General features: G+C 57.8%; 23 protein-coding genes. 11 read left to right on the forward strand and 12 right to left on the reverse strand.

Annotated elements, in window-relative coordinates; translation table 11 throughout:
• Positions 1–50: 50 nt before the first annotated feature.
• Entirely contained in the window at positions 51–533 is a 483-nt protein-coding gene (locus EI291_RS08960) for an META domain-containing protein (RefSeq protein WP_125419463.1), read from the reverse strand.
• Between the two features lie 227 nt (positions 534–760).
• On the opposite strand from EI291_RS08960, the gene EI291_RS08965 reads away from it, so the two are divergent.
• Entirely contained in the window at positions 761–1,228 is a 468-nt protein-coding gene (locus tag EI291_RS08965) for an NfeD family protein (RefSeq protein ID WP_125419464.1), read from the forward strand.
• 63 nt (positions 1,229–1,291) lie between these two features.
• Positions 1,292–2,293, forward strand: a complete 1,002-nt coding sequence (gene floA, locus EI291_RS08970) for a flotillin-like protein FloA (RefSeq protein WP_125419465.1) — start codon at positions 1,292–1,294, stop codon at positions 2,291–2,293.
• Between the two features lie 123 nt (positions 2,294–2,416).
• On the opposite strand, the gene EI291_RS08975 is transcribed toward floA, so the two are convergent.
• Positions 2,417–4,462, reverse strand: coding sequence for an OmpA family protein (locus EI291_RS08975; RefSeq protein ID WP_125419466.1), 2,046 nt, complete (start codon positions 4,460–4,462; stop codon positions 2,417–2,419).
• Between the two features lie 445 nt (positions 4,463–4,907).
• On the opposite strand from EI291_RS08975, the gene EI291_RS08980 reads away from it, so the two are divergent.
• Both EI291_RS08980 and chrA read left to right on the forward strand, forming a co-directional pair.
• Positions 4,908–5,885: an isopenicillin N synthase family dioxygenase gene (locus tag EI291_RS08980; RefSeq protein WP_125419467.1), complete on the forward strand. Its 978-nt coding sequence runs from the start codon at positions 4,908–4,910 to the stop codon at positions 5,883–5,885.
• A gap of 166 nt (positions 5,886–6,051) precedes the next feature.
• A complete protein-coding gene (chrA, locus tag EI291_RS08985; protein ID WP_125419468.1) occupies positions 6,052–7,284 on the forward strand; it encodes a chromate efflux transporter in 1,233 nt (410 codons plus the stop codon).
• A 168-nt stretch (positions 7,285–7,452) separates the two neighbouring features.
• On the opposite strand, the gene rfbA is transcribed toward chrA, so the two are convergent.
• The 7 genes from rfbA to prmC form a co-directional block, all read right to left on the reverse strand.
• Entirely contained in the window at positions 7,453–8,325 is an 873-nt protein-coding gene (rfbA, locus tag EI291_RS08990; protein ID WP_125419469.1) for a glucose-1-phosphate thymidylyltransferase RfbA, read from the reverse strand.
• A gap of 137 nt (positions 8,326–8,462) precedes the next feature.
• Positions 8,463–9,470, reverse strand: a complete 1,008-nt coding sequence (locus tag EI291_RS08995; RefSeq protein WP_125419470.1) for an SDR family oxidoreductase — start codon at positions 9,468–9,470, stop codon at positions 8,463–8,465.
• A 118-nt stretch (positions 9,471–9,588) separates the two neighbouring features.
• Positions 9,589–10,641 carry a dTDP-glucose 4,6-dehydratase gene (gene rfbB / locus EI291_RS09000; protein WP_125419471.1) on the reverse strand — a complete coding sequence of 351 codons (1,053 nt, stop codon included), beginning with the start codon at positions 10,639–10,641 and terminating at the stop codon, positions 9,589–9,591.
• 135 nt (positions 10,642–10,776) lie between these two features.
• A complete protein-coding gene (galE, locus tag EI291_RS09005) occupies positions 10,777–11,802 on the reverse strand; it encodes a UDP-glucose 4-epimerase GalE (protein ID WP_125419472.1) in 1,026 nt (341 codons plus the stop codon).
• A gap of 93 nt (positions 11,803–11,895) precedes the next feature.
• Positions 11,896–13,194: a nucleotide sugar dehydrogenase gene (locus EI291_RS09010; RefSeq protein WP_125419473.1), complete on the reverse strand. Its 1,299-nt coding sequence runs from the start codon at positions 13,192–13,194 to the stop codon at positions 11,896–11,898.
• 69 nt (positions 13,195–13,263) lie between these two features.
• Positions 13,264–13,860, reverse strand: coding sequence for an acyltransferase (locus EI291_RS09015; protein WP_125419474.1), 597 nt, complete (start codon positions 13,858–13,860; stop codon positions 13,264–13,266).
• Between the two features lie 118 nt (positions 13,861–13,978).
• Complete coding sequence (gene prmC / locus EI291_RS09020) at positions 13,979–14,851, reverse strand: peptide chain release factor N(5)-glutamine methyltransferase (protein ID WP_170172573.1); 873 nt, start codon at positions 14,849–14,851, stop codon at positions 13,979–13,981.
• An 89-nt stretch (positions 14,852–14,940) separates the two neighbouring features.
• On the opposite strand from prmC, the gene ribD reads away from it, so the two are divergent.
• Positions 14,941–15,981 (forward strand): bifunctional diaminohydroxyphosphoribosylaminopyrimidine deaminase/5-amino-6-(5-phosphoribosylamino)uracil reductase RibD, encoded by a 1,041-nt coding sequence (ribD, locus tag EI291_RS09025; RefSeq protein ID WP_125419476.1) that lies wholly within the window; start codon positions 14,941–14,943, stop codon positions 15,979–15,981.
• 91 nt (positions 15,982–16,072) lie between these two features.
• Here the strand turns inward: ribD and rpmA are convergent, their stop codons facing one another.
• Together rpmA and rplU are read right to left on the reverse strand one after the other, a co-directional pair.
• Positions 16,073–16,345 carry a 50S ribosomal protein L27 gene (gene rpmA, locus EI291_RS09030; RefSeq protein WP_125419477.1) on the reverse strand — a complete coding sequence of 91 codons (273 nt, stop codon included), beginning with the start codon at positions 16,343–16,345 and terminating at the stop codon, positions 16,073–16,075.
• A gap of 105 nt (positions 16,346–16,450) precedes the next feature.
• Entirely contained in the window at positions 16,451–16,756 is a 306-nt protein-coding gene (rplU, locus tag EI291_RS09035) for a 50S ribosomal protein L21 (RefSeq protein ID WP_044000590.1), read from the reverse strand.
• A gap of 454 nt (positions 16,757–17,210) precedes the next feature.
• Between rplU and EI291_RS09040 the strand changes: the two genes are divergently transcribed.
• From EI291_RS09040 to EI291_RS09050, 3 genes are all read left to right on the forward strand, one after another.
• Positions 17,211–18,173 carry a ribonucleoside-diphosphate reductase small subunit gene (locus tag EI291_RS09040; protein ID WP_125419478.1) on the forward strand — a complete coding sequence of 321 codons (963 nt, stop codon included), beginning with the start codon at positions 17,211–17,213 and terminating at the stop codon, positions 18,171–18,173.
• 115 nt (positions 18,174–18,288) lie between these two features.
• Entirely contained in the window at positions 18,289–18,504 is a 216-nt protein-coding gene (locus tag EI291_RS09045; RefSeq protein ID WP_125419479.1) for a hypothetical protein, read from the forward strand.
• Between the two features lie 184 nt (positions 18,505–18,688).
• Positions 18,689–19,618 carry a DUF6624 domain-containing protein gene (locus EI291_RS09050; protein WP_125419480.1) on the forward strand — a complete coding sequence of 310 codons (930 nt, stop codon included), beginning with the start codon at positions 18,689–18,691 and terminating at the stop codon, positions 19,616–19,618.
• A 96-nt stretch (positions 19,619–19,714) separates the two neighbouring features.
• Here EI291_RS09050 and EI291_RS09055 read toward each other — a convergent pair whose 3' ends face one another.
• On the reverse strand, positions 19,715–20,842 hold the full coding sequence (locus EI291_RS09055; RefSeq protein WP_125419481.1) for a metallophosphoesterase: 1,128 nt from the start codon (positions 20,840–20,842) through the stop codon (positions 19,715–19,717).
• A 442-nt stretch (positions 20,843–21,284) separates the two neighbouring features.
• Here EI291_RS09055 and EI291_RS09060 point away from each other — a divergent pair, with 442 nt between their 5' ends.
• From EI291_RS09060 to EI291_RS09070, 3 genes are all read left to right on the forward strand, one after another.
• Positions 21,285–22,997 (forward strand): CotH kinase family protein, encoded by a 1,713-nt coding sequence (locus EI291_RS09060; RefSeq protein ID WP_170172574.1) that lies wholly within the window; start codon positions 21,285–21,287, stop codon positions 22,995–22,997.
• A 534-nt stretch (positions 22,998–23,531) separates the two neighbouring features.
• On the forward strand, positions 23,532–25,913 hold the full coding sequence (locus tag EI291_RS09065; protein ID WP_125419483.1) for a ribonucleoside-diphosphate reductase subunit alpha: 2,382 nt from the start codon (positions 23,532–23,534) through the stop codon (positions 25,911–25,913).
• A 70-nt stretch (positions 25,914–25,983) separates the two neighbouring features.
• Complete coding sequence (locus EI291_RS09070; protein ID WP_125419484.1) at positions 25,984–26,613, forward strand: hypothetical protein; 630 nt, start codon at positions 25,984–25,986, stop codon at positions 26,611–26,613.
• The last annotated feature ends 111 nt before the right edge of the window (positions 26,614–26,724 follow it).

Genomic DNA, 26,724 nt, shown 5'->3' on the forward strand with positions numbered 1-26,724 from the left:
TGGGGCACTTCGTGTTTATAGCAGCAGACGGTAAATCCACCTTTTCCGGATTACTCATCAGGTACCGCTTCCAGCTGGGCCAACGGGGTACCAAGTGTATCAATACCGTACAGGCTGAGCATAGAGCCCCGCACTTGGTAGCTCTGGGCTTGATTGAGTGCCTTCAGGAAGGCGCCTTCGGCTGTTAGGCTGGCGCAGGCGCTACGGGTAGTAACCAACGGCCCCAGGCGCAACTGCCCCGGGCCAGCCATGGTATAGGGCCCCGAAAATTTATTGCAGCCCGCCCGTCCTTCTACCCGGGCCCGGTTATCGTGCAGAATCAGAAAGGGCGTCTGCTCAGTGGCGGGTGCGGGCTGGCCGGCCAGCTGTCGTAATTCCCACCGCACATTGCGCAGCGAGGCCACGGAAGCTAAACGCCCGACCGTGCCCGGCGTTGAACTGGCCGCTGGCCGTTCATTTAAATCGTAGTTGCAGGCAGTAGCGGCAAATAGCCCCAGCACGAGTAGTGACCGGGAGTAAACAGGTGAGTGCATAGTCAGAGAAATTAACCAAAATCGTTGACCTATACCTTTTTACGCAGATATTCCGGTTTGGTGCATGCCGGATTACCCAGAAGGTACCGTCTGCTGTATTGTCTGTTTTGCTACCGCTAACCGGTTACGGTTTCTGACTATTTGGGAATCTATATCCAGCAGTACAATCATTCGGCGTAATCTCATTGGCTTCTGTGTATCTTTTCCCCCACCAAACCCCTTTTGCTATGGACTGGCTGACTATTGCGCTGCTGTTGTTTTTCGGGCTGGTTTTTCTGGCAGCCGAAGTCATCTTTATTCCCGGCACCACGGTGGTCGGGCTGGTGGGCTTTGGGCTGCTGGCAGCCGGTATCTGGCTGGGATACCGCGACCTGGGCACGCCGGCCGGCCACTTCGTACTAGCTGGTTCCCTGGTTGGGGCCGGGGCGTTGGTATACTGGGGCTTGCGGCCTAAAAACCTGAACCGCATGGCCCTGACCCAGGTTAACCACGGCCGCGTGCACGATGTCCGCCACCCCGATGTGCAGCCCGGCACCGTGGGTCGTACGCTGTCGGCGTTGCGCCCGGCCGGTACCGCCCTGTTTCAGGATGACCGGCGCGAGGTAACCACGCGGGGCGAGTTTGTACCGGCGGGTTCGGAAGTACGGGTGTTAGGAATCGAGCAAAATCGAATTGTGGTCGAGCAGCTGGCTTAGCTCAACCTTCCTGTTTCTTAGCTGAGAATCACCACCTTGTCACTGGCAACTATTCCCTCTCCTATGAACTTTCCTCTTTTCCCGCTCATTGTGGGTGGCATTGCCTTACTGGTACTGCTGTATTTCTTCCCCATCAGCCTCTGGATAACGGCCATTTTCTCGGGAGTCCGGGTGAGCCTGTTTCAATTGGCGTTTATGCGGGTACGCAAGGTGCCGCCGGCTCTCATTGTCAACTCCCTCATCACCTCTACCAAAGCCGGACTGGAGCTGACGGCCAACGACCTGGAAACGCACTACCTGGCCGGCGGCAACATTCCCAGCGTTATCAAAGCCCTGATTTCGGCTGATAAAGCAAACATTCCGCTCAGCTTCAAGCAGGCTACCGCCATTGACTTGGCCGGGCGCGACGTGTTTGAGGCCGTGACCACCAGCGTAAACCCCAAAGTAATCAACACGCCCAACGTGGCGGCCGTGGCCCAAGATGGCATTCAGCTGATTGCCAAGGCCCGAATTACGGTGCGTGCCAACATCACGCAGCTGGTGGGTGGGGCCGGTGAGGAAACCATTCTGGCCCGCGTGGGTGAAGGCATTGTAACCAGCATCGGCTCGTCCCGCTCCCACAAGGAGGTGCTAGAAAACCCCGACAAGATTTCCAAGCTGGTACTCAGCAAGGGCCTCGACGCCGGTACTGCCTTCGAAATCCTGTCCATCGATATTGCCGACGTGGACATCGGGGAGAACATCGGGGCCAAGCTCCAGACCGACCAGGCTTCCGCCGACCTGCGCGTGGCCGAAGCCCGTGCCGAGGAGCGCCGGGCCATGGCCGTGGCTATGGAGCAGGAAAACCGCGCCAAAACCCAGGAAGCCAAAGCCCGCGTGGTGGAGGCCGAAGCCGAAATTCCGAAAGCCATTGCTGAAGCGTTCCGCTCCGGTAACCTCGGCGTAATGGACTACTACAAAATGCGCAACGTGCAGGCCGACACCGATATGCGCGACTCCATTGCCAACCCCGGCGGCCAAAGCAGCAGCGTAAAACCCGGCCGCGACGAAGGCCGGATGAGCTAAGTAGTCTAAAACCCGTCATCCTGAGCAACGCGAAGGACCTTAGCACGCTGGAACGGATTGTTCTGACGTGGTAAGGTCCTTCGCGTTGCTCAGGATGACGGGTTGATTTGCAACCAGTCCGTTCTATTTTTTCGTAATCCGGAACTCTACACGGCGGTTGAGCTTGCGGGTTTCTTCCTGGTCGTTGCTGGCAACGGGCTTGCTGCCGCCGTAGCCTTCAGTGGTGATGCGGCTGCTGGCAATGCCTTTCTGCACGAGGTACTTTTTCACCTCATTCACGCGGTCCAGGCTCAGCTTCACGTTCAGAGCAGGGTCGCCCTGGTTATCGGTGTGCCCTTCCAGCTTGATTTCCACCTGTGGGTAATCCTTCAGAATGCGCACCAGGCGCAGCAGCTCGGGGTAGGAGTTTTCGCGCAGGTAGTATTTGCTCTGGGCGAAGAAGATGTTGTTCAGCTTGATGCTCTGGCCCACCGCAAACGGCACCAGGTACAAGTCTTGGTTGATTTCCGAGTACTTCTGCCGGTCCGTTACGTCCAGGTTGTCCGATTCGGCCAGGTAATCCTTAGCTTCGGCGCGGTAGCCGTAGTGCGCGCCCGATGGCAGCACAATGGTATAAGAGCCATCAATGGGGCTGGTTTCCGCTACCCCGATTTCCTCCCCGGTCAGTAGGTTCTCGTACCGGATAGTAGCGGCAACTGGTTTTTTAGAGGAAGCATCCAGCACTTTACCACGCACCAGCGTTACCACCTCCGGCCGGAATGTGGGCTTCAGGCTAATGCGGAAGATGTCCTTGGAGTTATCGATACCCTTGCGGGCAGATACCAGGTAAGCATCCTCGCCAGCCGCCGATACGGTGTAATAGGCATCGAAATCCGGGGAATTTACGCTGGGGCCCAGGTTGCGGGGGGCGCTCCAGTTGGTCCAGGTATCATCCAGCCGCTTGCTGTAAAACAGGTCACTCTTGCCGTAGCCACCGTGGCCCTCCGATGCGAAATACAGCGTCTTGCCATCGGATGCCAGAAACGGCGAAAACTCTGGTTTGCTGGTATTAATGGTGCCGCCCAGGTTGCGAGGCTTCGTCCAGGTTTTGCCGTCGGGCTTCAGAAAGCTCACATACAAATCCTGCTGGCCCTTGCCGTCCTTACGGTCCACGGCCATCATCATCACCTTACCCGAAGTAGACAGGGTGAAATCGACGTTTTCGGGGTCGTCGTTGTAGTAATCTTCAATTTCTACCTTCTCTGGCTTGGTCCAGCCCGTGGCCGTGCGGCGGCTGATGCTGGGGCCTTTCGGTTCCATGGATCCATCAGGCAGGTACACGCCAATCAACAGCATCTGCTGGCCATTGGCCGATACCGAGGCTACACCGTTGGGGTCACGGGGCGTGTTGATGGGGCTGCCAATATTCTTGGCCGGGCCCCATTGCTTTTTCTCGGCGTTGAGCAGGTTGCTGTACCACACGTCCTGCACGTCTTTGGCCCCGCCTACGTTCTGCGGATGCTCCTGCCGGGCGAAAAACAGCGTGCGGCCATCCGGCGAAATAACCGGGTGCGTATCCACAAACTTAGAGTTGACGGTGGGCCCCAGGTTCACCATCGAGGAGTCGAAGCTGACGCCACTCTGCTCGTTCTTGAATTCCTTTTTCACCATCGACTCAGCCACGTCGGCTACGCCAATGGCGTCAATCTGATTTACTCCGTTTACAGCTTTGGTGTTCAACGTCACCACCACCCCGATGGTGCGGTAGGTGGCCGGTGAAAACGTGACCTGCAACGACCGAAACTGCTCCGGCACAGGTCCCGGGCTGTCGTTGGTGTACACCTGGTGCTTCTGCCCGCGCGTATCTACCAGCTCGATTTTGGTTACGGAGCCGGGATTGAAGTTTTCCACTACGGTTACCTGCTTGGCAACTACCGATTTGCCGAACCGCACTTCAATGAACTCGTTACTGCCTTCCTTTTTCGGAATCCAGGCTTCGTTATTTACCTGACCCAATGGGGTGGCGTTGGGTTCCCCCAACACTTTTTCCGGTGAAAATGCCTCTTTCCCTTCCGCTTTCTGCGAGGATACAGCCACTACTTTGGCGGCCCACACGGCGTGTTGCGCCTGCGCCACTCTGCTCCCCGCTATTACTACCCCCAACGACAACAGTAATTTTGTAATGTTCATACAGTCAAGGTCAAATCGGACGCCCGCGGCGCAACAAGTAATGCAGCACCGCGTAGCTGAGAGGGTCAGAACTCTGAAGACGTCCTAACACGGTCGGAAGTTTCGCTATTTATCAAAAGCCCGCCTATAACAGCCGCTTTCAACTGTTGACCGGAGTCTGGCAAAGGTAAATGAACCAAGTTGCAACATAGATTACACTGCGCCCCGTCCAACACGCCGTTTTACTCGGTCAACGATAAAATCCAACCGACGTGAAACAGTCTCATTTATCGGCCGGTTACCACAGACGGGGTATAGCCGATGAAAGTTGCATTCCGTCTAGTGATAAGCACCTTCCGGCGACTTTCCGCACCCGCATGGCCCGCCCGCAATACCGGCATTTGTCGTACCTTGCGGGGTACGTACCGTCCCTCCCTCACAAGTACCCATAATTTCTCTTCACACCATGGAAGAAAAGCTGCTAGACGAAATTCCGTCGCTTGATTTGGCTGATTTCCGCTCCGGTGACCCCGAGCGCAAAGCCCGTTTCGTGCAACAACTTGGCGAAGCGTACCAGAATATCGGCTTCATTGCCCTCAAAAATCATGGCCTCACCGACGATCAGACGCAGAAGCTGTACGCTGACGTGAAAGCCTTCTTCTCGCTGCCCGATGACGTGAAGCAGCAGTACGAAAAGCCGGAGCTGGCTGGCCAGCGCGGCTACGTGAGCAAAGGCAAGGAGCACGCCAAAGGCCGCAATACCGGCGACCTGAAGGAGTTCTACCATGTAGGCCAAGAGGTAGACGACGCCAACGACCCCATCGGGGCGGAGTATCCGGACAACATCTGGCCCGCTGAGCTCGACAGCTTCCAGAACACGGCCCTCACCACTTACAAAACGCTGGAGGCTGCCGGTAAGGACATTCTGCGCGCCATTGCCCTGTACCTGAAACTGCCCGAGAATTACTTCGACGACAAGGTGCGCAACGGCAATAGCATTCTGCGCCCCATCCACTACTACCCCATCGAAAATCCCGACGCGGTACCCTCCGACGCGGTACGCGCAGCCGAGCACGGCGACATCAACCTGATTACCCTGCTCATGGGTGCCTCGGCCGATGGCCTGCAGGTGAAGCGCCGCGACGACAAGTGGATTCCAATTACGGCCCTGCCCGACCAGATTGTGGTAAACGTAGGAGACATGCTGCAGCGCCTCACCAACGGGGTGCTGAAAAGCACCATTCACCGCGTGGTGAACCCGCCCCGCGAGAAGATGAACTCTTCGCGCTACAGCATTCCGTTCTTCATGCACCCGCGCTCCGAAATGAGCCTGGCCGCCCTGGAGAGCTGCGTAACGCCCGAAAACCCGAAGAAGGAAGCCGACATTACGGCCGGGGAATTCCTGAACGAGCGTTTGATTGAGCTGGGCCTGAAAAAGAAATAAGCGGCCCTGAGCAATGCCCGAAAGCGCCCGTCTTCTGAGGAAGACGGGCGCTTTTTTATGTATCTGTGGGTGCAAAAAAACCGTGCCCCTCGCTTCCCCTCAGGTTGATAAGCGGGCAACTCGTTATCTTGTCCGGTACTCTCGTCCGCTTTTCCCCCTCTGCCTTGTGGTTTCGCCGCCCGACGATATTCAGCTGGCCCCACCGCCCCGCCGCGCTAAGCGGGTTAAACGAGTGCGCAATATCATCTTTCTGAAAGATGTGGCGGCGCTGGGATTGAGTGCCTTCGGGGGCCCGCAGGCCCACCTGGCCATGATGCTGCGGCTGCTGGTGGACAAGCGCCGCTACCTTACGGCGGCCGAGCTGCTGGAGCTGACGGCCCTGTGCCAGATTCTGCCGGGCCCCACCTCCACCCAAACCATTACGGCCATCGGCTTCCGGCTGGGCGGGCCCAACCTGGCTTACCTCACCCTGCTGGTCTGGATGCTGCCGGCCGTGTGCATCATGACGTGCGCGGGCCTCACCATCAGCTACCTCGATAAGGAGCAGGTGGCCCGGCTGGTGCAGTATGTGCAGCCGGTGGCGGTGGGCTTCGTGGCGTACTCGGCCTATAAGATTGCCGAGAAAGTCATCCATACTAAAACCTCCGTGGCGCTGATGGTGGTAGCGGCCATGCTGGTATACCGGTTTCAGGTACCCTGGCTGATGCCCCTTCTGTTGCTGGCCGGTGGGCTGATTACCACGTTCCGCTACCGTAAAATACCTCAGGAAACCAAGCTACCGCTGCGCATTGAGTGGCCCAATTTTCTGCTGTGGCTGGGCATCTTTATTGGGGCGGCGGTGCTGGGGCAGTATACGCACTGGCTGCCGGTACGCCTTTTCGAGAACTTCTACCGCAACGGCAGCCTCGTTTTCGGGGGCGGGCAGGTACTCGCGCCGCTGTTCTACACTGAGTTTGTGGAGTTCAAGCACTACCTCTCACCCGAGGAGTTCTTGTCAGGGTTGGGCATGGTGCAGGCCCTACCGGGTCCCAACTTTTCCTTTGCCTCCTACATAGGGGCCCTGGCCATGCGCCGCGACGGCAGCGGGCTGGATGGGCAGTTGCTGGGGGCGCTGGTGGGCGCGGTGGGCATCTTCATGCCAGGCACCTTGCTTATCTTCTTTCTGATCCGGTTCTGGGACCAGCTTAAGCGGTACCGCGTGGTGAAAGCCTCATTGGAGGGCATCAACGCCGTATCGGCCGGACTGGTGTGCGCCGCCACCTTCCTGCTCTACCACCCTCTGCCCGACAACCCCATTAACCTTGCCCTCATTGCCGCTACGTTCCTACTGCTGCTCTGGGAAAAGGTACCTTCCTATCTCATCGTGGGCGCAGCGCTGGTGGCAGGGCTGGTGTTTTAATGTCATTGCGAGCGAAGCGAAGCAATCCTTCCTTTACGCAGCTCAACACCTTGGATAAGCACAAAGCCCCTGACATCCGTGTTGGCGTCAGGGGCTTTGGTTAGGTCATGGGTTGGAGCTTAGTGAAGGAAGGATTGCTTCGCTTCGCTCGCAATGACGGCTGACTGCTTACATCAGCAGCTGCTCGGGCAGGCGTAGCAGGTAGTCGCCGTAGCCGCTTTTGCGCAAGGGCTCGGCAATTTTGCGCAGCTGGTCGGCGTCGATGAAGCCCTGGCGGTAGGCCACTTCCTCAATTGAGCCCACCTTCAGGCCCTGGCGCTGTTCCAGCACCCGCACAAACTCGCCGGCCTGCATCAGGCTTTCGAAGGTACCCGTGTCGAGCCAGGCAGTGCCGCGGCCCAGGATACCTACTTTCAGCTTGCCGCGGCGCAGGTACTCCTGGTTCACGTCGGTGATTTCATACTCGCCGCGGGGGCTGGGCTTCAGGTCGCGGGCAATCTGCACTACGTCGTTGTCGTAGAAGTACAGGCCGGGTACGGCGTAGTTGCTTTTGGGCTTGGCAGGCTTCTCCTCAATGCTGAGGGCCTTGTTGTTGGCATCGAACTCCACCACGCCGTAGCGTTCGGGGTCGTGCACATGGTAGGCGTACACCACGCCGCCGTCGGGGTCGTTGTTGCTCTTGAGCAGTTCCTCCATGCCTTCGCCGTGGAAGATGTTGTCGCCGAGCACCAAAGCCACTTTATCGGTGCCGATGAAGTCAGCGCCCAGCACGAAGGCCTGGGCCAGGCCGTTGGGCACCTCCTGCACCACGTACTCGAAGCGGCAACCCAGATTGGCACCGTTGCCGAGCAGCTTCTTGAACTGCGCCTGATCGTGGGGCGTAGTGATGATGAGGATTTCCCGGATGCCGGCCATCATCAGGATGGACAGCGGGTAGTACACCATCGGCTTATCGTACACCGGCATCATCTGCTTGGATACGGCCAGTGTGAGAGGATGCAACCGGGTGCCGGAGCCGCCGGCGAGGATAATACCTTTCATAGTGGGGTCTTGAGGGCTTGGAGACTTGGATAAAAGAACGTCATGCTGAGCTTGCCGAAGCATCTCTACCGCTTCGTTGCGGTAGTAACTCAACGAAGCGGTAGAGATGCTTCGGCAAGCTCAGCATGACATACGGACTAATTCCGCTCGGCAATAAACGCCTGGTTGGCCTTGAACCAGTCCAACGTCTTCTGCAAACCTTCCTGAATGCGGATCTGGGGCTGGTAGCCGAGCAGATTGTTAGCCTTGCTGATGTCGGCCAGGGAGTCGCGGATGTCGCCGGCACGGTCGGGGCCGTACTCGGGGGTGATGTCGGAGCCGGCTTCTTCCTTGAGGATATTGAACAGGTCGTTGAGCGAGGTGCGGTCGGCCACGGCCACGTTGTACACCTGATTCACGGCCTCGGGGTTCTGCACTAGCGCTGCCTTAATGTTGGCCTGTACACAGTTTTCCACGAAGGTGAAGTCGCGGGTCTGGCCTCCGTCGCCATTCATTCGAGGCGGACGACCTTCCAGCACGGCATCAATGAACAGCGGAATCACGGCGGCGTAGGCCCCGTTGGGGTCTTGGCGCGGGCCGAAGATGTTGAAGTAGCGCAGCCCAATGATTTCCATGCCGTAGGTCTTGCCAAACACATCAGCGTACAGCTCGTTGGCATACTTGGTGACGGCGTAGGGCGAGAGGGGCTTGCCGATGCGGTCCTCCACTTTGGGCAGGGCCTTATGGTCGCCGTAGGTGGAGCTGGAAGCCGCGTACACGAAGCGCTTCACGCCTGCTTCCTTGGCTCCTACCAGCATGTTCACGAAGCCGCCCACGTTCACATCGTTGCTCGTGATGGGGTCGTTGATGGAGCGAGGTACGGAGCCCAGAGCCGCCTGGTGCAGCACCACGTCAATGCCCTTGCAGGCATCAATGCACGTCTGCCGGTCCCGGATGTCACCTTCGATGACGCGCAAAGCCGGGTTACCTTCAAATAGCCGCAGGTTCTTGCGGAAGCCGTTGGAGAAGTTATCCAGCACGCGCACCTCTTTGGCGCCGTACTTGAGCAGGTATTCCACCAGGTTCGAGCCAATGAAGCCGGCCCCGCCGGTAACGAGGAAGCTCAGGTTATCGAGCGGCTGGTCGTGAAAAGGAGTGTTGTACATTTTGTCAATTAAAAATTGAGAATTAAAAATTAAAAATTGGTTGTTCAAACCACACTAAATCATCCCATTAGAGCTGACAGCGCAATTTTTAATTCTCAATTTTTAATTTTTAATTGACCTAGCGGTTGTACTGCTTCTGGTAGTAGTCCTGGTACTGGCCGCTGGTGACGTTGTTCAGCCACTCCTGGTTTTCCAGGTACCAGTCCACCGTCTGGCTCAGGCCCTGCTCGAAGGTCACGGACGGTTTCCAGCCCAGCTCGTTCATGATTTTGCTCGAGTCGATGGCGTAGCGCAGGTCGTGGCCGGCACGGTCCGTCACGAACTTGATGAGCTTGCGGGAGGTGCCTTTCTCTTTGCCGGTTTTCTCGTCCAGCGTGTCGCAGAGTAGGTGAATCAGCTCCAGGTTGGCCCACTCATTCACGCCGCCGATGTTGTAGGTTTCACCCACTTTACCCTTGTGGAACACGGCGTCGATGGCGGTGGCGTGGTCTTTCACGAACAGCCAGTCGCGCACGTTTTCGCCCTTGCCGTACACCGGAATAGCCTCGCCATGCTGAATGCGGTGAATAGCCAGCGGAATCAGCTTCTCGGGAAAGTGGTTGGGGCCGTAGTTGTTGGAGCAGTTGCTCAGCTTCACCGGCATGTGGTAGGTGTGGTGCCAGGCCCGCACAAAGTGGTCCGACGACGCCTTGGAGGCCGAATACGGCGAGCGGGGGTCGTAGCTGGTTTCCTCGGTGAACATCTCGGGGCCGAAGTCCAGAGAGCCGTACACCTCGTCGGTGCTTACGTGGTAGAACACCTTGCCCTCGTAGTTGAGCGGCTTCCACAGGTTTTTGGCGGCGTTCAGCAGGTGCACCGTGCCCAGGACGTTGGTCTTCACGAAGGCCAGCGGATCGGTGATACTGCGGTCCACGTGACTTTCGGCGGCCAGGTGAATCACCGCGTCGGGCTCCTCCGTGGCAAACAGGTTGTCCACGAAGGCCTGATCGGTGATGTCACCTTTCACCAGACGATAGTTGGGCGCGTTTTCAATGTCGCGCAGGTTTTCGAGGTTGCCGGCGTAGGTCAGCGCATCCAGGTTCAGAATCTGATACTCCGGATACTTGGTCACGAACAGGCGCACCACGTGCGACCCAATGAAGCCGGCCCCGCCGGTGATGATGATTTTCATATTGATTTCGTTTGTATTTGGAACGTCATGCAGAGGCGGAGCCGAAGCATCTCGCGTGCTGATGTTGAGTTACTAATCCTGAGTCAGCACGCGAGATGCTTCGCTCCGCTCAGCATGACGTTCTTTTTTTCACGTTTACTTACCCAAAGTCTGCTGCCACTTCCAGGCACTGGCCAGCGACTCTTCCAGCGTGGTCGTAGTCTGGAAACCCAGTACCTCCACCGATTTGGTAACGTCGGCATAGATAGCCGGCACGTCGCCTGCCCGGGCCGGACCGATTTTGTAGTTGAGCTTCTGGCCAGTGGCACGCTCAAAGGCGTGCACCACTTCCAGCACCGAGTTGCCGCGGCCGGTACCCACGTTGAACGTCTCCACCGTTTCGCCTTGCTTGTCCAGCAGGCGCTGCACGGCTACTACGTGGGCCTTAGCCAGGTCCACCACGTGCACATAGTCACGGATGTTGGTACCGTCGGGGGTATCGTAGGTGTCGCCGTAAACGGTGAGCTGCTCACGGATGCCGGCGGCCGTCTGGGTTACGTACGGAATCAGGTTCTGGGGGACACCTAGGGGTAACTCCCCGATTTTGGCCGAAGCGTGGGCCCCAATCGGGTTGAAATAGCGCAGCAGAATGGTCCGGAGCGTGTTGCCGGGGGCCGCCGCCACGTCGCGCAGAATATCTTCGCACATCTGCTTGGTAGCACCGTAGGGCGAGTTGGCCTTCTTGGTGGGCGTCTGCTCAGTTACGGGCAGCGCATCCGGAATACCATACACCGTGCACGACGACGAGAACACCAGGGCCTCCACGCCAAACTCGCGCATTACCTGCAGTAGCGTCAGCAGCGAGCCTACGTTATTCTGGTAGTATTCCAGCGGCTTCTGCAATGATTCACCTACCGCCTTGGAGGCGGCAAAGTGAATCACGCCGCGCAAGCTGCCCTCTTCGGCAAAAACGGCGCGCAGGGCCTCGGCGTCGTTGCAGTCGATGCGGTGCAAGGGCACCCGCACGCCCAGGATTTCTTCTACCCCGCGCAACGCCGACTCCTGGGAGTTGCTGAAGTTGTCCACAATGATCGGCTGGAAACCGGCCTCGTACAGCTCTACTACCGCGTGCGAGCCAATATAGCCGGCCCCGCCCGTAACCAGTATTTTCGTTCTAGACATACAGTTGTCAGGTGCGAGTTGTCCGTTGCTGGTTATTCGTTATCAGATTCTGAATCAAACTAATAACGAACAACCAGCAACGGACAACTACTATTACAGGCTCCAGTAAGTGAGGTCGTTGATCTGGCCGCGGAACAGGCCTTTGATATCCACTACCACAGCCGGCTGGTTGGTGATGGACTTGAAGTAGTCTTCCGTCAGCTCGGTGTACGGCTTGTGGCTCACGGCCACAATCACGGCGTCGTAATCCTGGCGCATTTCCGTCTCCGGCGTCAGGCGGAAGCCGTACTCGTGGTGCAGCTCGTCACTGTCGGCGTGGGGATCCACAATGTCCACGTTCACCGAGAAGTTTTTCAGCTCCTGGATCACATCGGCCACTTTAGAGTTGCGGATGTCTTCCACGTTCTCCTTGAAGGTGGCACCCATCACCAGCACGCGGCTTTTGGCCACATCCTTGCCCTGCTTGATCATCGTCTGCACGGTTTTGCGGGCGATGTAAGCTCCCATGTTGTCGTTGGTGGTCCGGCCGCTCAAAATCACCTTGGCGTCGTAGCCCAGCTCCTTAGCCTTGTAGGTGAGGTAGTAGGGGTCAACGCCGATGCAGTGGCCACCCACCAGGCCGGGCGAAAACTTCAGGAAGTTCCACTTAGTGCCGGCCGCTTCCAGTACCTCGTAGGTGTTGATGTTCATGCGGTCGAAGATCATCGACAGCTCGTTCATCAGCGCAATGTTCACGTCGCGCTGGGTGTTTTCGATGATCTTGGCGGCTTCGGCCACCTTAATGCTGCTGGCGCGGTGCACACCGGCCTTCACCACCAGTTCGTACGTCTTGGCAATTTCTTCCAGCGACTCGGCGTCGCAGCCGGCTACTACCTTCACAATGCTGCTGAGCGTGTGCTCTTTGTCGCCAGGGTTGATGCGCTCGGGCGAGTAGCCCACTTTGAAGTCGCCGTTGGCGAAGCTCAGGCCCGAGTGCTTTTCCATCACCGGAATGCAGTCTTCCTCGGTGCAGCCGGGGTACACGGTGCTCTCAAACACCACGTAGTCGCCCTTCTTGAGCACCTTGCCTACCGACGAAGATGCTCCGATGAGCGGCTTCAAGTCGGGCTGGGCGTGCTCGTCGATGGGCGTGGGTACGGCCACAATGTAAAAGGTGGCCTCGCGCAGCACCTCCAGCGAATCCGTGAACTCAATGTCGCAGCCCTCAAAGTCTTTCGCTTCCAGCTCGCCGCTGGGGTCTACGTGGTTGCGCATCATCTCCACCCGCTTGGCGTTGATGTCGAACCCGATAACCTTGATTTTCCGGGCGAATTCGAGGGCAATGGGCAGGCCCACGTAACCGAGGCCGATAACGGCCAGCTTGGCCTGTTTCTGGAGAAGTTGCTCGTACACGATAAAGGTGACTGAGTGATGGAGTGACTGAGTGAAAAACGGGTAGCGGATGGCCCAGGCGGCCCGGCATTAGCCGGGGCTCATACGGGAAACCCGGCCGTCGGTTAACTGATAGACTGTATTGCTTTCCGGGCAGGTGGCCCGGCCGGCCGCATCAAAGGCCAGCCGGTGGCCGTGAGCGCTCATCCAGCCGCGGGGTCGGGCCGGGTTACCGTATACCAAGGCGTAGGCCGGTACGTCGCGCGTGACGACCGAGCCGGCCCCCACAAAGGCGTATTCACCCAGTGTGGTACCGCACACAATGGTACTGTTGGCCCCGATGCTGACGCCCTGTGCCAGCCGGGTGGGCAGGTAGTGCCCGTCGCCGCGCCGGGGCACGGCCGCCCGCGGGTTCAGTACGTTGGTAAACACCACCGAAGGACCCAGGAACACGTCGTCGGCGCACTGTACACCGCTGTATAGGCTCACGTTGTTCTGCACCTTCACGTTGCGGCCCAGCGTGACGCCGTCGGCCACAAACACGTTCTGGCCCAGACTGCACCCCTCGCCCAGTACCGCGCCGCCGCTCACGTGGCAGAAGTGCCAAATGCGGCACCCGGCCCCAATGCGGCAGCCCGCGTCGAGGACGGCGGTGGGGTGCGCATAATAGCCGGGGGCGTCGGACATGCCGGAGAAGTTGATGGACAGGTTTTCAGCCCGCAAAGGTAAGGGTTTTGGTAGTCTGTTAAGAAATCCTTGCCCGGCGGCGCACCATGCTGGGCTACGGTCCAGCATTATCTTTCCGTTACGCGGCCGGCTGCGGCCCCACCCAAGAGGCCCGCACCATCCGGTTCTTCCCGAAAATATCGGCATGGATGGCCGTATCCCGGTAGCCCAGCCCCTGCAGCAGCGCCACGGTTTCGGGCGCAAACTGCTCGTTGATTTCGAAATACAGCGCCCCGCCCGCGGCCAGCAGCTGACCGCCCAGCGTGGCAATGCGGCGGTAAAACCGCAGCGGGTCGTGGTCGGGCACGAACAGGGCCGTGGCGGGCTCGTAGTCCAGCACGTTGGAGCGCATGAAGGGCTGCTCGCTTTCCAGCACGTAGGGCGGGTTGCTCACCAACACATCCAGCGGGGTTGACAGCTGTGGCATCTGGGTCAGAATGTCCACCTGCTGAAAATCAACGGCCACCTGGTACCGCCCCGCGTTACGCCGGGCCACGGCTAGGGCCTCCCCCGATACATCCACCGCCGTCAGCCGGGCCCCGGGCAGGCGGCCGGCCAGCGCCAGCGGAATGCAGCCCGTGCCTGTGCCTACGTCCAGCACCTGAAGCCCCATCCGGCCTTCCTGCTCCCGCGCAATCAGCTCCACCAGCTCCTCGGTTTCGGGGCGCGGAATGAGTGTGGCGGGGGTTACTTCCAGCTCCAGCCCGGCAAAGTGCGCCACGCCCAGCACGTACTGCAGCGGCTCCTGGCACAGCAGCCGCGCCCGGATGGCGGGCAGCTCCGGCAGGCGGGATTCGTCTACCGGGTCCTGGGCCTGCATGCGCCGCTGCAGCGGAGTGAGGCCGAGCAGATGCTCCAGCACCTGCCCGGCTATGGCCTCGGCTTCGCGCGGGTCGTAGAGGGGCTGGAGGGCGGCGGCAAGGTCGGCGGTGAGGTGGCGAATCGTGAGCATGCCGCAAAGGTACATGCCGGCGGCCGGGCCTTCCGGGGTTGGCAGCCGGCGCGTATCTTCACCCCCACCCAAACCAGCCCCACCCCCATATGCCTGCTTCCGATTTCGATCAACTGATGATGCGCCGCGCCCTCGACCTAGCCCGGCTGGGCACCGGTTTCACTCGGCCTAACCCTCTGGTGGGCTGCGTTATTACCCACGAAGGCCGCATCATTGGGGAAGGCTGGCACCGGCAGTACGGCGGCCCCCATGCCGAAGTAAACGCCGTGGCGGCCGTAACGGAACCCCACCTGCTGCTCCGCAGCCGGGTGTACGTAACGCTGGAGCCCTGCTCCCACTTCGGCAAAACCCCGCCCTGCGCGGATCTGCTCATCGAAAAACAAGTAGCCGAAGTGGTCATCTGCAACCTCGACCCCAACCCGCTGGTGGCCGGCCGGGGTATCCAGAAACTGCGCGACGTCGGCATTCAAGTAGAAACCGGCGTGCTGGAAGCCGAAGGGCGCTGGCTGAACCGCCGGTTTTTCACCCTGCAGGAGCAGCAGCGGCCCTACGTGGTGCTGAAGTGGGCCGAAACGGCCGACGGCTATCTGGCCGGGCCGTATTTTCAGCCCGTACCCATCAGCGGCGAGCTGGCCCGCGTGGCCGTGCACCAGTGGCGCAGCGAGGAGCAGGCCATTCTGGTGGGTACCCGTACTGCGCTGCACGACAACCCCCGGCTGAACGTGCGCGAGTGGTCCGGCCCCGATCCGCTCCGGCTGGTTATCGATAAAAACCTGAGCCTGCCGCCCACGCACCACCTCTTCGATGGCTCCCAGCCCACGGTGGTGTACACCTACCGCGAAAGGGCGGCACGTCCTGGCGTTGAGTACGTGATGCTCTCGGAGGCTGAGGACCTGTTTCCGCAGATTCTGCGCCACTTGGCCCAGCGCAACGTACAATCGGTGCTGGTGGAAGGCGGGCCCACGGTGCTCACCTCGCTGCTGAAGGATGGGCTCTGGGATGAGGCCCGCGTGATTCGGGCTCCGCACCGGCTCGGGGGGGGCGTACCGGCCCCGCACCTAGGGCTGGCAGGCCTGCACGAGCAGTTTCCATTGGGCGAAGACACCGTTTTCGTGTACCGGCGGCCCTAAGCGGGTTTCTGCAACGCAAAAAGGGACAGCCCTTGCGGACGGTCCCTTCTGCTCAAAATTCCGGTTAATCACCGGAAGTTATGCGGCGCTACTACTCAGCAGTCTCGGCAGCAGCCGGTACTACCGATACGAACGAACGGTCTTTGCGACCCTTGCGGAACTGCACGGTGCCGTCGATCATAGCGAACAGCGTGTGGTCCTTGCCGATACCCACGTTCTGACCGGGGTGGTGCTTGGTACCGCGCTGACGCACGATGATGTTGCCGGCAATGATGGACTGCCCGCCGAAGATTTTCACGCCCAGACGCTTAGCTTCTGATTCGCGGCCGTTGTTGGAGCTACCTACGCCTTTCTTGTGTGCCATGGTATTGGAGTGCTTAGTGCTTGGTTGTTAGTGCTTAGCTATTGTTGGGCCGAAAACGCTCAGTTACATCAACTAAGCACCAGGCACCAACAACGATACACTAAACTAGCCGATGCTGTTGATTAGTACTTTGGTGAACTGCTGACGGTGGCCGTTCAGCTTCTTGTAGCCCTTCCGGCGCTTCTTCTTGAACACCAATACCTTGTCGCCTTTTACGTGAGCGAGGATGGTACCGCTTACGGTAACGTCCAGCTCGGGCGAGCCAATGGTGAGGGTTCCGTTATCATCGGTCAGCAGGGCTTTGCCCAGCTCCACAGTGTCGCCGACGTTGCCAGCCAAACGGTGGGCGTATACAAATTTATTGGCTTCGACCTTAGTCTGCTTCCCGGCTATGTTGACAATTGCGTACATCGGCGTCTTCGCGGTTTCTGAAAAATGGAAGGCAAAAGTAGAAGGATGATTTTACAAATCCAAACCCTAACTCACTAAACCTCATTGCTCCTGTCAATTCCACCTTCCAAAACCACATTCAGCGGAACGCGCCACCGGGCAGGCGAATAACAATTTCTGTGGATAACCCCAATTGTCCACAGAAAAAATGTGGATAACTAAAGTTGTTAACATTTTCAGGGTTGCTTTTTATCTATTTTCGACTTAACGGACAACTTGCAGTTGCTTAGCGGCATGCACAAAAAATACTGCACAAAAAATGCGTGTACCCGGGGCTTGTTCCCGGCCGGGCGGTTTATCTTTGGCTTCCGGACCTTTCTGGAAGGCCGCTGAACAATCTGGTTTGCCTTGGGGTTGAACCCAGCCTTCTTACCCTTCGGGCCCCACCCATTTTACTTCTATTAGCCCTGCCGTCATGGAACCTCTGCTCACTGAGAACCCCAACCGCTTTGTTCTTTTTCCGATTCAGCACAACGATGTATGGCAGATGTACAAGAAAGCCGAAGCCTCGTTCTGGACAGCCGAAGAAATTGACCTGAGCCAGGATCAGAAGGACTGGGAATCGCTCAACGACGGGGAGCGGCACTTCATCAGCCACGTGCTGGCCTTTTTTGCCGCTTCCGATGGCATCGTGAATGAAAACTTGGCCGTGAATTTCATGCAGGAAGTGCAGATGGCCGAGGCCCGTTGCTTTTATGGCTTTCAGGTGATGATGGAGAACATTCACTCGGAAACCTACTCCCTGCTGATTGACACCTACATCAAAGACCCCAAGGAGAAGGACCGCCTGTTCAACGCCCTGGAAACGGTGCCCTGCGTGAAGAAAAAGGGCGAGTGGGCCCTGAAGTGGATTAACTCCGAAAACTTCACCGAGCGTCTAATTGCCTTTGCCGCCGTGGAAGGCATCTTCTTTTCCGGGTCGTTCTGCTCCATTTTCTGGCTGAAGAAGCGTGGCCTGATGCCTGGCCTGACGTTCTCCAACGAGCTGATTTCCCGCGACGAAGGGCTGCACTGCGACTTCGCCTGCCTGCTCTACCGCGACCATCTCCAGAACAAGCTGCCCGAAAGCCGCGTGCATGAAATCATCCGCGACGCGGTGCAGATTGAGCAGGAGTTTGTGACGGATGCGCTGCCGGTGAACCTCATCGGTATGAACGCCCAGAGCATGAACCAGTACATTGAGTTTGTGGCCGACCGCCTGCTGGCCGAGCTGGGCTACAGCAAAATCTACCACACCTCCAACCCCTTCGATTTCATGGAAATGATTTCGCTGCAGGGCAAAACCAACTTCTTTGAGAAGCGGGTGGGCGAATACCAGAAAGCCGGGGTACTCTCCGACCGCACGGCCAATGCCTTCTCGCTGGACGAAGACTTTTAATCAAGCCGCCGTCAGCAGGTTACCAGCCCCAGCTCCTCCCCGGAGCTGGGGCTTTTTGCTGGGTTACCTCCGACGGAGGCATGGTATTCAGTGGCGTACTATTCCCTATTTTCCTATGCACCTTTCTGCCAACCAGTGGCCCCTGCCGGGCCAGACCGACCCTGACCTTATGCCCTGCGCCTTCTGCCGCCGGCGGATTCGTTTCAATGGAAAGCCGGTTTTCGCTTCCTGTTCCTGCAAAGCATTCGGGCCGCCGGTAACGGTGGGGGCGCTTGTAGCGGGAGCCATGCTGGTCGTGACGGGGACCGTGTGGCTGCTGTGTCGGAAGTAAGTTCTTAAGGCTCAGACGGGGGCCAATTGAGTACATGTCGGATGCAACTCCTGACCGGGGGTGCTAATCGTATGGTTGGTGCTACTTGCTTCGGCAGGAACTGCCTACTTACGCCGGGCCTCTGCTGTGACCATTCGGCCGGCGGCGGAGCCTTCATTTTTACCCTGTATATCCCTTTCGTTCTATGAAAAAAGTCTCCCTTTTGTTCGCCGGATTTCTGCTGAGCGGCAGCATGGCATTTGCCCAAAGCGACTTCTGCAAGCTCAACCAGCAGGCTGCCGACGCTTACGCGGCCAAAAACTACCAGAGTTCCGGCACACTGTACGATCAGGCCTTTAAACAGGCAAAGGCGCAGCCCACCAGTACTGACTTCTACAATGCCGCCTGCACCTGGGCCCTGGCCGGCGACGCCACCAAAGCTTTTCTATACCTGGACAAAGCCACCGCCGCGGGTTGGGAAAACGTGGCCCACGTGAAGCAGGATACCGACCTGACAACCCTACACGCCGACAAGCGCTGGCAGCCGATGCTCACCCGGCTGCAAGCCGCCGTGGCAAAGCGGGAGGCCAGCTACAACAAGCCCCTGAAGCAGCAGCTGGATTCCATCTATGCCCTGGATCAGGGTGGCCGCATGAAGTACGAGGCCGTGGCCAAGCAGTACGGTGAGAAATCAGCGGAGATGACGGCGCTGTGGAAGGATATTGAAGCCAATGACCAGCGCAACCTGAAAACCATTAAGCGGCTGCTGGATACCCACGGCTGGCCTACCACAGCCGAAGTGGGCAGCATGGGTACCCAAACGGTATTCCTGGTGATTCAGCACTCCGACCCGGCGACGCTGGAAAAGTACCTGCCCATGGCCAAACAGGCCACTGGCCGGGGCGACCTGGCCCAATCGGCCTACGCGCTGATGCAGGACCGGCTGCTGATGTGGCAGGGCAAGCCACAGATATATGGCAGCCAGCTCACTACCGATCAGAAAACCGGCAAGATGGTGTTCCACCCCATTGCCGACGAAGCCCACGTAGATGAGCGCCGGGCCGCCATTGGTATGGAGCCTTTGGCTAGCTATGCCAAGCGCTTCGGGCTCACCTACACCGTACCCACGAAATAAGCGCGGCGCACTACGTGCACACAAAGCCAGTGGCCCCCTTACCAGAAGAAATTTTCTGACAAGGGGGCCACTGACTTAGAGCCGAATAAGCGGCTGTTACAATAACTCGGCACGGGTTATCTGGGAGAGGTTGTCGCCGAGCAGCTGCACGAAATACAGCCCTGCCGGCAGCGCACCCCGCTCCCAGTTCAGGCGGTGCCAGCCAGCAGCAGCTGCCGTTGGCGGCTGCAGAATAGCCACCTCCTGGCCCAGTATGTTCAGCACCCGCACCTGCACGCGGGCAGCGCTGGGCAGAAAATACTCCACCAGCGTAGCCGTCTGGAAGGGGTTGGGGCTAAGCGGGTACAGCACTGGTGATGCGCTTACAGACCGGTGCAGCGTGTAGGTATCAACAAGGCGGCGGCTGCGAGTGAAAAACTGCAGCGTAAGGCTGTCCGGAGAAGCATTAAGCAGCATGGCTCCGTAGTCGCCGGTGAAGGTGAACTGGCTTTGCGGTACGGGCTGAGCGTTTACGCGGTAGTAGCTGCGCCCACCCAGGCCATTCACGAAATAGGGCAGTCCATCCTGCATCAGCCGCTCGTAGTGGTGGTCGTGGCCGGCCAGCACGACTGAGGCTCCCCACTCTTTGAACGGCCACTGCAGGGCCGGCGTGTTGCCGTGGGCTCCCGACGAGTACGGTGCGTGATGCAGATACACCACTTTCCAGCGGGCCGTGGAGGCCGCCAGCTTCGCGCGTAGCCACTGGGCCTGAACGGAGGTGACCGTCACGCCATCGGGCTCGGCCGGGTCGCTGTCGAGGGCGAAGAAGTGCACGTCGCCGCGCACAAAATCATAGTAGCGGCCGTTGCCGGGCAGCGTGAAGTAGTAACGGTAGGCCTCGCCGTTGCGGGTGTAATAGTCGTGGTTGCCGAGAGAGGGAAAAAAACGATTGGTGGAGGCGCTGGGGCCATACCGCCCTTTGTAGTTGCCGATGTACTCGTGGTAATACTGCCCGATATTCTGGTCAATGGTTGTGGAGTCGCCCTTGTCGTAATTATTATCTCCAAGCGTGATGATGAACTCCGGGTTCCAGCTTTTCACCAGATTGGCCACGTCCCGTTCGGCAGTACCGGCAAATCCATAGTCGCCGATGGCTGCGAAACGCTGGGCGTACCCCGATGGCAATAATCCCAGCCAAGCTACCAGCATCAGGCCGCACAAGCGGGAGTAAAAAGCAGTCGACATAGTACTTAGCTTACATCACGCAGCAATGACCCAAGAAAATGGATCAGAAACACACGCAACTGAGGTTTTTGTTTTTATTTCGCGGATCGTCACCGAGCTATCCTGTTCAAGGAGCGGCTGGTTACGAATTCTATTTACCCATCAGATAAATACTATATTCCGACTACCGGCGTTGTTCCGGTAAATCTGTATACGCCGTCTTTATCTATTCGTGTTTTCTCGTCCTATGTATCTATCTGCTGGCTGAATAGCCTCACTGACACGGCACTTAGTCTATTTGCCTACGCCGCGCATTAGTCCTGCGACTACCCAACGGTAGCCTCCCCCTCCTTTCTCATCTATGCCTGCCTGCCTTCGTCCGATTTCGGATACAGGCCTTCTGCAGCGTGATTATTTCATCCTGTCATCCGGTTTGCGCTACGCATATCTTACTTCCTTTCCTATGTTCCAAAACACTACCCGTCCCCTGCTCCTGAGTCTATTATTGCTGCCAGGAGTTGTTCATCTGGCCAAAGCCGGCGATACGCTGCGTGTTGCGCCCACCTTTTATCACATCGACCGGGAAAAGCACCTGATCCTGGTGCATCAGCAGACGCGTGACCTGGCCGTTGACGCGCAGCATCCGGCCACGCACTTGGCCCTCGACCAGGTATATACCCTCGCCGCGCCGATTACGGATATTCAGCCTGCCGCTTCGTACCAGGCGCAGGCAGCGGGCACCGGCTACACGCTATTTTTCAGTCAGCTACCCGTAGTAACCATTGCGGCCCGCGACTCGATTGTGGACACGCCGAGCGTGTATGCGCAGCTTAAGCTGGTGGAACCGAACGGCCGGACGGTGCAGTCGAACCTGGGCATTGAGTACCGGGGCGGCTTTTCGCAGTCGTACCCCAAAAAGTCGTACGAGCTGAGTTTCTGGAATGATACCGTGGGCACTGCCTCCCGCGACGTGACGCTGCTGGGTATGCGCACCGATAACAAATACAACCTGCAGGCCCTCTACAACGAGCCGCTGCGCATGCAGAGCAAGGTATCCAACGAGCTGTGGCAGGAAATCCATCAGATCTACTACAAAGCGCAGGAGCCGGAAGCCAAAAACGGCATCAGCGCCGAGTACGTGGAGGTGTTTGTAAACGGCAGCTACCGGGGTATTTACACCCTCACGGAGCGCATCGACCGGAAGCAGCTCAAGCTTAAGAAGTACAACAACGGCATCACCGGGGAGCTGTACAAGGGGGCCGGCTGGGATGGTGCCACCACCTTCGACTCGCTCCCGCCTTACGACAATGCCAGCGAAACCTGGGGCGGTTTTGAGTACAAGCACCCTGAGGAGATGGTTGACTGGAGCCGCCTGTACGGCTTCGTGGATTTCGTGGAGCACAACCCCGACCAGACTTTCTACAGCACCTATCAGCAGAAGCTGCACCTCGGCAACGCCGTGGACTACTTCATTTTCCTCAACCTGCTGCGGGCCGGCGACAACACGGGCAAGAATGTGTACATCGCCAAATACAAGCAAGGCGAGCCGTACTACTTTGTGCCCTGGGACCTGGATGGCGTGTTCGGCAACGACTTCAACGGTAACCACATCGGGTTTAGCTCCGACGTGCTCAGCAACGGCCTGTACGACCGGCTGCTGCAGGACTGCTCTGCGGGTGGCTTCCGGGACCGGCTCCGGACGCGGTGGACCGAGCTGCGCACGTCGGTCATTACGGATGCCCACATTCTGGCCAAGTTTCAGGCGAACAGCGACGTGTTGCAGGCTAACAACGTGTACGCCCGGGAGCATCTGGCCTGGGTAGATTTTAAATATGATGCCACCCAGCTGCCCTACCTCACGGCCTGGCTGCAAAACCGCCTGCGTTTCCTGGATACCACCTTCGGTCAGACCTGCGCCCCGGTAACGGCTACCACCACCGCCCGCAACACCGAGCTGACGCTCTACCCCAACCCTACCACCGACTTCCTGACGGTGGAAACCACTACCGGGCCGGCGGAGCTGCTGGTGCGCGACCTGAACGGCCGCACGGTACTGGAAACCCCGCTGAAAAGCGCCCGGAACCAGGTAGATGTACGGCCGCTGGCGAAAGGGGTGTACGTGGTAACTGTAAAAACCAGCACCACGGTAGCCACCAAAAAGCTGGTGGTGAACTAGCGGCGGTGGACCGTCAGCTACCCTATCTGTTTAGGCTGTCATGCTTGATCTGGCGTCCGCTTGTCGAAGCATCTCTATCCTTGGCTAATCAATAGTATTGCCACGAAGAGGTAGAGATGCTTCGGCTCCGCTCAGCACGACGTTCTTTTTGTTTCCAGTGATTTTCTGAACAGATCCATTCGTACCCCAACGGCCCGCTATAGCAGTGGGCCGTTTTGTTTTCATCAAGGCTGACGCTTGGTAGTTGATAACCGACAATACCACTTCTATCGGAAATCAGCAACCTAATTTCTAACCGTTTTAGCGGACTATATAGTGGGGTCGAAATTACAAAAAACCGCCTGATTAGCACCCTTTTAGGCTTATGTGGAAAACTTCCAGGAAATAGGTTTGTCCTGAGTTCCCGGAGCGGATATATTCGGAACCGTTGACCTGCCTTAAGGGCCCGGTTGCCCCCTGTTTCTGCTTTGATTCTTTGGCCGGTTTTCCCCGGCTATTCCCATACTTCCACTCCCCACATCAACTGCTACGCCTATGTTGGTACTCAAACGCGACGGCCGCCGCGAATCCGTCAAATTCGATAAGGTAACGGCCCGCATCGAGAAGCTTTGCTACGGACTCAACCAGAATTTCATTTCCCCGATTGAGGTAGCCAAAAAGGTTATCGACGGGATTTACGACGGCGTGACCACCGTGGAGCTGGACAACCTGGCCGCCGAAACCGCCGCCTCGCTCACCACCAAGCACCCCGACTACGCCATCCTGGCTGCGCGCATTGCCGTGAGCAACCTGCACAAGGTCACCAGCAAGTCGTTCAGCAGCACCATGAAGCGGCTGCACACCTACGAGGACCCCAAAACCGGCGAAAACGCTTCCCTCATTGCCCAGGACGTATGGGAAATCGTGCACCGGCACGCTGCCACCCTCGATTCGGCCATCATCTACGACCGGGACTACAACTACGACTACTTCGGCTTCAAGACGCTGGAGCGCAGCTACCTGCTCCGCCTCGACGGCAAGGTGGTGGAGCGGCCCCAGCACATGCTTATGCGCGTGGCCGTGGGCATTCACAAAGAAGACATTGCCGCCGCCATCGAGACCTACAACCTGATGAGTGAGCGGTGGTTCACGCACGCCACGCCTACGCTGTTCAACGCCGGCACGCCCAAGCCCCAGCTTAGCTCCTGCTTCCTGCTCACGATGAAGGACGACTCCATCGAGGGCATTTATGACACGCTGAAGAACTGCGCCCTGATTTCGCAGAGCGCCGGCGGCATTGGCCTGGCCGTGCACAACGTACGCGCCACCGGCTCCTACATCAAAGGCACCAACGGCACCAGCAACGGCCTCACGCCCATGCTGAAGGTGTTCAACGACACGGCCCGCTACGTGGACCAGGGCGGCGGCAAGCGCAAGGGCGCTTTCGCCATCTACCTGGAGCCCTGGCACGCCGACATCCTCGACTTCCTGGACCTGAAAAAGAACCATGGCAAGGAGGAGATGCGCGCCCGCGACCTGTTTTACGCCCTCTGGACGCCTGACCTGTTCATGAAGCGCGTGGAAGCCAACGGCGACTGGACGCTGATGTGCCCCCACGAGTGCCCCGGCCTGGATACCACCTACGGCGAGGAATTTGAGCGCCTGTACCAGAAGTATGAGCGCGAAGGCCGCGGCCGCAAAACCATTAAGGCCCAGGAGCTGTGGTTTGCCATTCTGGAAAGCCAGACCGAGACCGGCACGCCTTACATGCTGTTCAAGGACGCCGCCAACAGCAAGAGCAACCAGAAAAACCTCGGGACCATCAAGAGCTCCAACCTCTGCACCGAGATTATGGAGTACACCGACGAGAACGAAATTGCCGTGTGCAACCTCGCCTCGCTGGCCCTGCCCCGCTACGTGCGTCCCGACGAAGCTGGCAACCTCATCTTCGACCATAAGAAGCTGTACGAGGTTACCTACCACGCCACGATGAACCTCAACAAGGTCATCGACATCAACTACTACCCCGTAATTGAGGCTGAGCGCAGCAACCGCCGCCACCGCCCCATCGGGCTGGGCGTGCAGGGCCTGGCCGATACGTTCATTGCCCTGCGCATGCCGTTCGAGAGCGACGAAGCCAGCGGCCTGAACAAGGACATCTTCGAGACCATCTACTTCGCGGCCATGACGGCCTCCAAGGATTTGGCCATGCGCGACGGCCACTACGAAACCTTCCCCGGCTCGCCGCTGAGCCAGGGCCAGTTCCAGTTCGATATGTGGGGCGTGAAGCCCGAGTCGGGCCGGTGGGATTGGGAAACGCTGCGCGCCCAGGTGATGGAGCACGGCGTACGCAACTCGCTGCTGGTAGCCCCCATGCCGACGGCCTCCACGGCCCAGATTCTGGGTAATAATGAGTCGTTTGAGCCTTACACCTCCAACATCTACGTGCGCCGCGTGCTGAGCGGTGAGTTCATGGTGGTGAACAAGCACCTGCTGAAGGACCTGGTGAAGCTGGGCCTGTGGAACGAGCAGATGAAGAACGCCATCATTGCCGCCAACGGCTCGGTGCAGGACATCCCCAGCATCCCGCAGCACATCAAGGATCTGTACAAAACGGTGTGGGAGATTTCGCAGCGCCGCATCATTGACATGTCGGCCGACCGGGGCGCGTACATCTGCCAGAGCCAGAGCCTGAACCTGCACGTGCTGAACGTGAACTTCGGCAAGCTCACCAGCATGCACTTCCACTCGTGGAAGAAGGGCCTGAAAACCGGCATGTATTACCTGCGCACCAAAGCCGCCGCCGACGCCATCAAGTTCACGGTGCAGAAGCAAGCCGCCGAGACCCTGGAGCCGCTGAACGTATCGGCCCAGAACGCCGCCGACATGGCCTGCTCCCTGGACAACCCAGACGCCTGCGAGGCCTGCGGTTCGTAGGGTATCTTATTTTTTAATAAAAGCCGGGAGTACTATTCTGTATTTCCGGCTTTTTTAATTATATACCACAATGTCCAACGTCGTTTTTATAATAGGCAATGGCTTTAATTTCATGATTCAAAATATTATTGATAATATACCTATCAAAGAATTAGAAGCGACACAAGTTTTAACCAGAAGAAATGTTGCTGATAACATAAGAAGCATCACCTTATTATGGAAAAAATTTCAACTTGTATTCGACGAACTGAGAGCTCATTTTATTCAAAAAGGCAATAATATATCTGATGAATATTTAATAAAACTTATAAATTCTGTTATAAATTTTTTCTCTAACTTAGAAGGTTTTGAAAAAATATTAACACCAGATGATATTAAAAAACTAAGATCTGTATTTGACAAATTTTTATTAAACAAAATATCTGAAATTGCTGAGGAATTTAGAATTCATCAAGAGAGAAAATCATATAAACTGATTAGAAAATATTTTCCAGGTTTCTCAAAAAGCATTGTAGAAACTGCCGAAAATAATAACCTCAAGCGAGTAGCATTTTTCACCACAAACTACGACGGAATATTAGATACTCTGCTAACCACTATACCGAAAGGATTTCCCTTTAAAGATGGATTCGGAAGAATAGTAGAAGACAATGGTTCGTCTAGTAAACTTGAGCAGTCAGGCAATATAGCGGATTCATGAACGGTGTAGCTGCCGTCGCCTAGCGTACGTAAGCAGGTATATGCAAGCGTATTCGATGGATTTGCGCCAGCGCGTGGCGCAGGCGCTGACTGAGCCCGGAGCCCGGCAGGC

It is taken from the genome of Hymenobacter rigui (assembly GCF_003944715.1).
Taxonomy (GTDB): domain Bacteria; phylum Bacteroidota; class Bacteroidia; order Cytophagales; family Hymenobacteraceae; genus Hymenobacter; species Hymenobacter rigui.

Bases quoted from the DNA above. Each gene is read 5' to 3' on its own strand.
- EI291_RS08995 (WP_125419470.1), bottom strand. From the start codon at position 9,470: ATGTACAACACTCCTTTTCACGACCAGCCGCTCGATAACCTGAGCTTC.
- rplU (WP_044000590.1), bottom strand. From the start codon at position 16,756: ATGTACGCAATTGTCAACATAGCCGGGAAGCAGACTAAGGTCGAAGCC.
- EI291_RS08960 (WP_125419463.1), bottom strand. From the start codon at position 533: ATGCACTCACCTGTTTACTCCCGGTCACTACTCGTGCTGGGGCTATTT.
- floA (WP_125419465.1), top strand. From the start codon at position 1,292: ATGAACTTTCCTCTTTTCCCGCTCATTGTGGGTGGCATTGCCTTACTG.
- EI291_RS09015 (WP_125419474.1), bottom strand. From the start codon at position 13,860: ATGTCCGACGCCCCCGGCTATTATGCGCACCCCACCGCCGTCCTCGAC.
- EI291_RS09060 (WP_170172574.1), top strand. From the start codon at position 21,285: ATGTTCCAAAACACTACCCGTCCCCTGCTCCTGAGTCTATTATTGCTG.
- EI291_RS09070 (WP_125419484.1), top strand. From the start codon at position 25,984: ATGTCCAACGTCGTTTTTATAATAGGCAATGGCTTTAATTTCATGATT.
- EI291_RS09065 (WP_125419483.1), top strand. From the start codon at position 23,532: ATGTTGGTACTCAAACGCGACGGCCGCCGCGAATCCGTCAAATTCGAT.
- EI291_RS09040 (WP_125419478.1), top strand. From the start codon at position 17,211: ATGGAACCTCTGCTCACTGAGAACCCCAACCGCTTTGTTCTTTTTCCG.
- EI291_RS08980 (WP_125419467.1), top strand. From the start codon at position 4,908: ATGGAAGAAAAGCTGCTAGACGAAATTCCGTCGCTTGATTTGGCTGAT.
- rfbA (WP_125419469.1), bottom strand. From the start codon at position 8,325: ATGAAAGGTATTATCCTCGCCGGCGGCTCCGGCACCCGGTTGCATCCT.
- prmC (WP_170172573.1), bottom strand. From the start codon at position 14,851: ATGCTCACGATTCGCCACCTCACCGCCGACCTTGCCGCCGCCCTCCAG.
- rpmA (WP_125419477.1), bottom strand. From the start codon at position 16,345: ATGGCACACAAGAAAGGCGTAGGTAGCTCCAACAACGGCCGCGAATCA.
- EI291_RS09045 (WP_125419479.1), top strand. From the start codon at position 18,289: ATGCACCTTTCTGCCAACCAGTGGCCCCTGCCGGGCCAGACCGACCCT.
- EI291_RS09050 (WP_125419480.1), top strand. From the start codon at position 18,689: ATGAAAAAAGTCTCCCTTTTGTTCGCCGGATTTCTGCTGAGCGGCAGC.
- EI291_RS08975 (WP_125419466.1), bottom strand. From the start codon at position 4,462: ATGAACATTACAAAATTACTGTTGTCGTTGGGGGTAGTAATAGCGGGG.
- galE (WP_125419472.1), bottom strand. From the start codon at position 11,802: ATGTCTAGAACGAAAATACTGGTTACGGGCGGGGCCGGCTATATTGGC.
- EI291_RS08965 (WP_125419464.1), top strand. From the start codon at position 761: ATGGACTGGCTGACTATTGCGCTGCTGTTGTTTTTCGGGCTGGTTTTT.
- EI291_RS09055 (WP_125419481.1), bottom strand. From the start codon at position 20,842: ATGTCGACTGCTTTTTACTCCCGCTTGTGCGGCCTGATGCTGGTAGCT.
- ribD (WP_125419476.1), top strand. From the start codon at position 14,941: ATGCCTGCTTCCGATTTCGATCAACTGATGATGCGCCGCGCCCTCGAC.
- rfbB (WP_125419471.1), bottom strand. From the start codon at position 10,641: ATGAAAATCATCATCACCGGCGGGGCCGGCTTCATTGGGTCGCACGTG.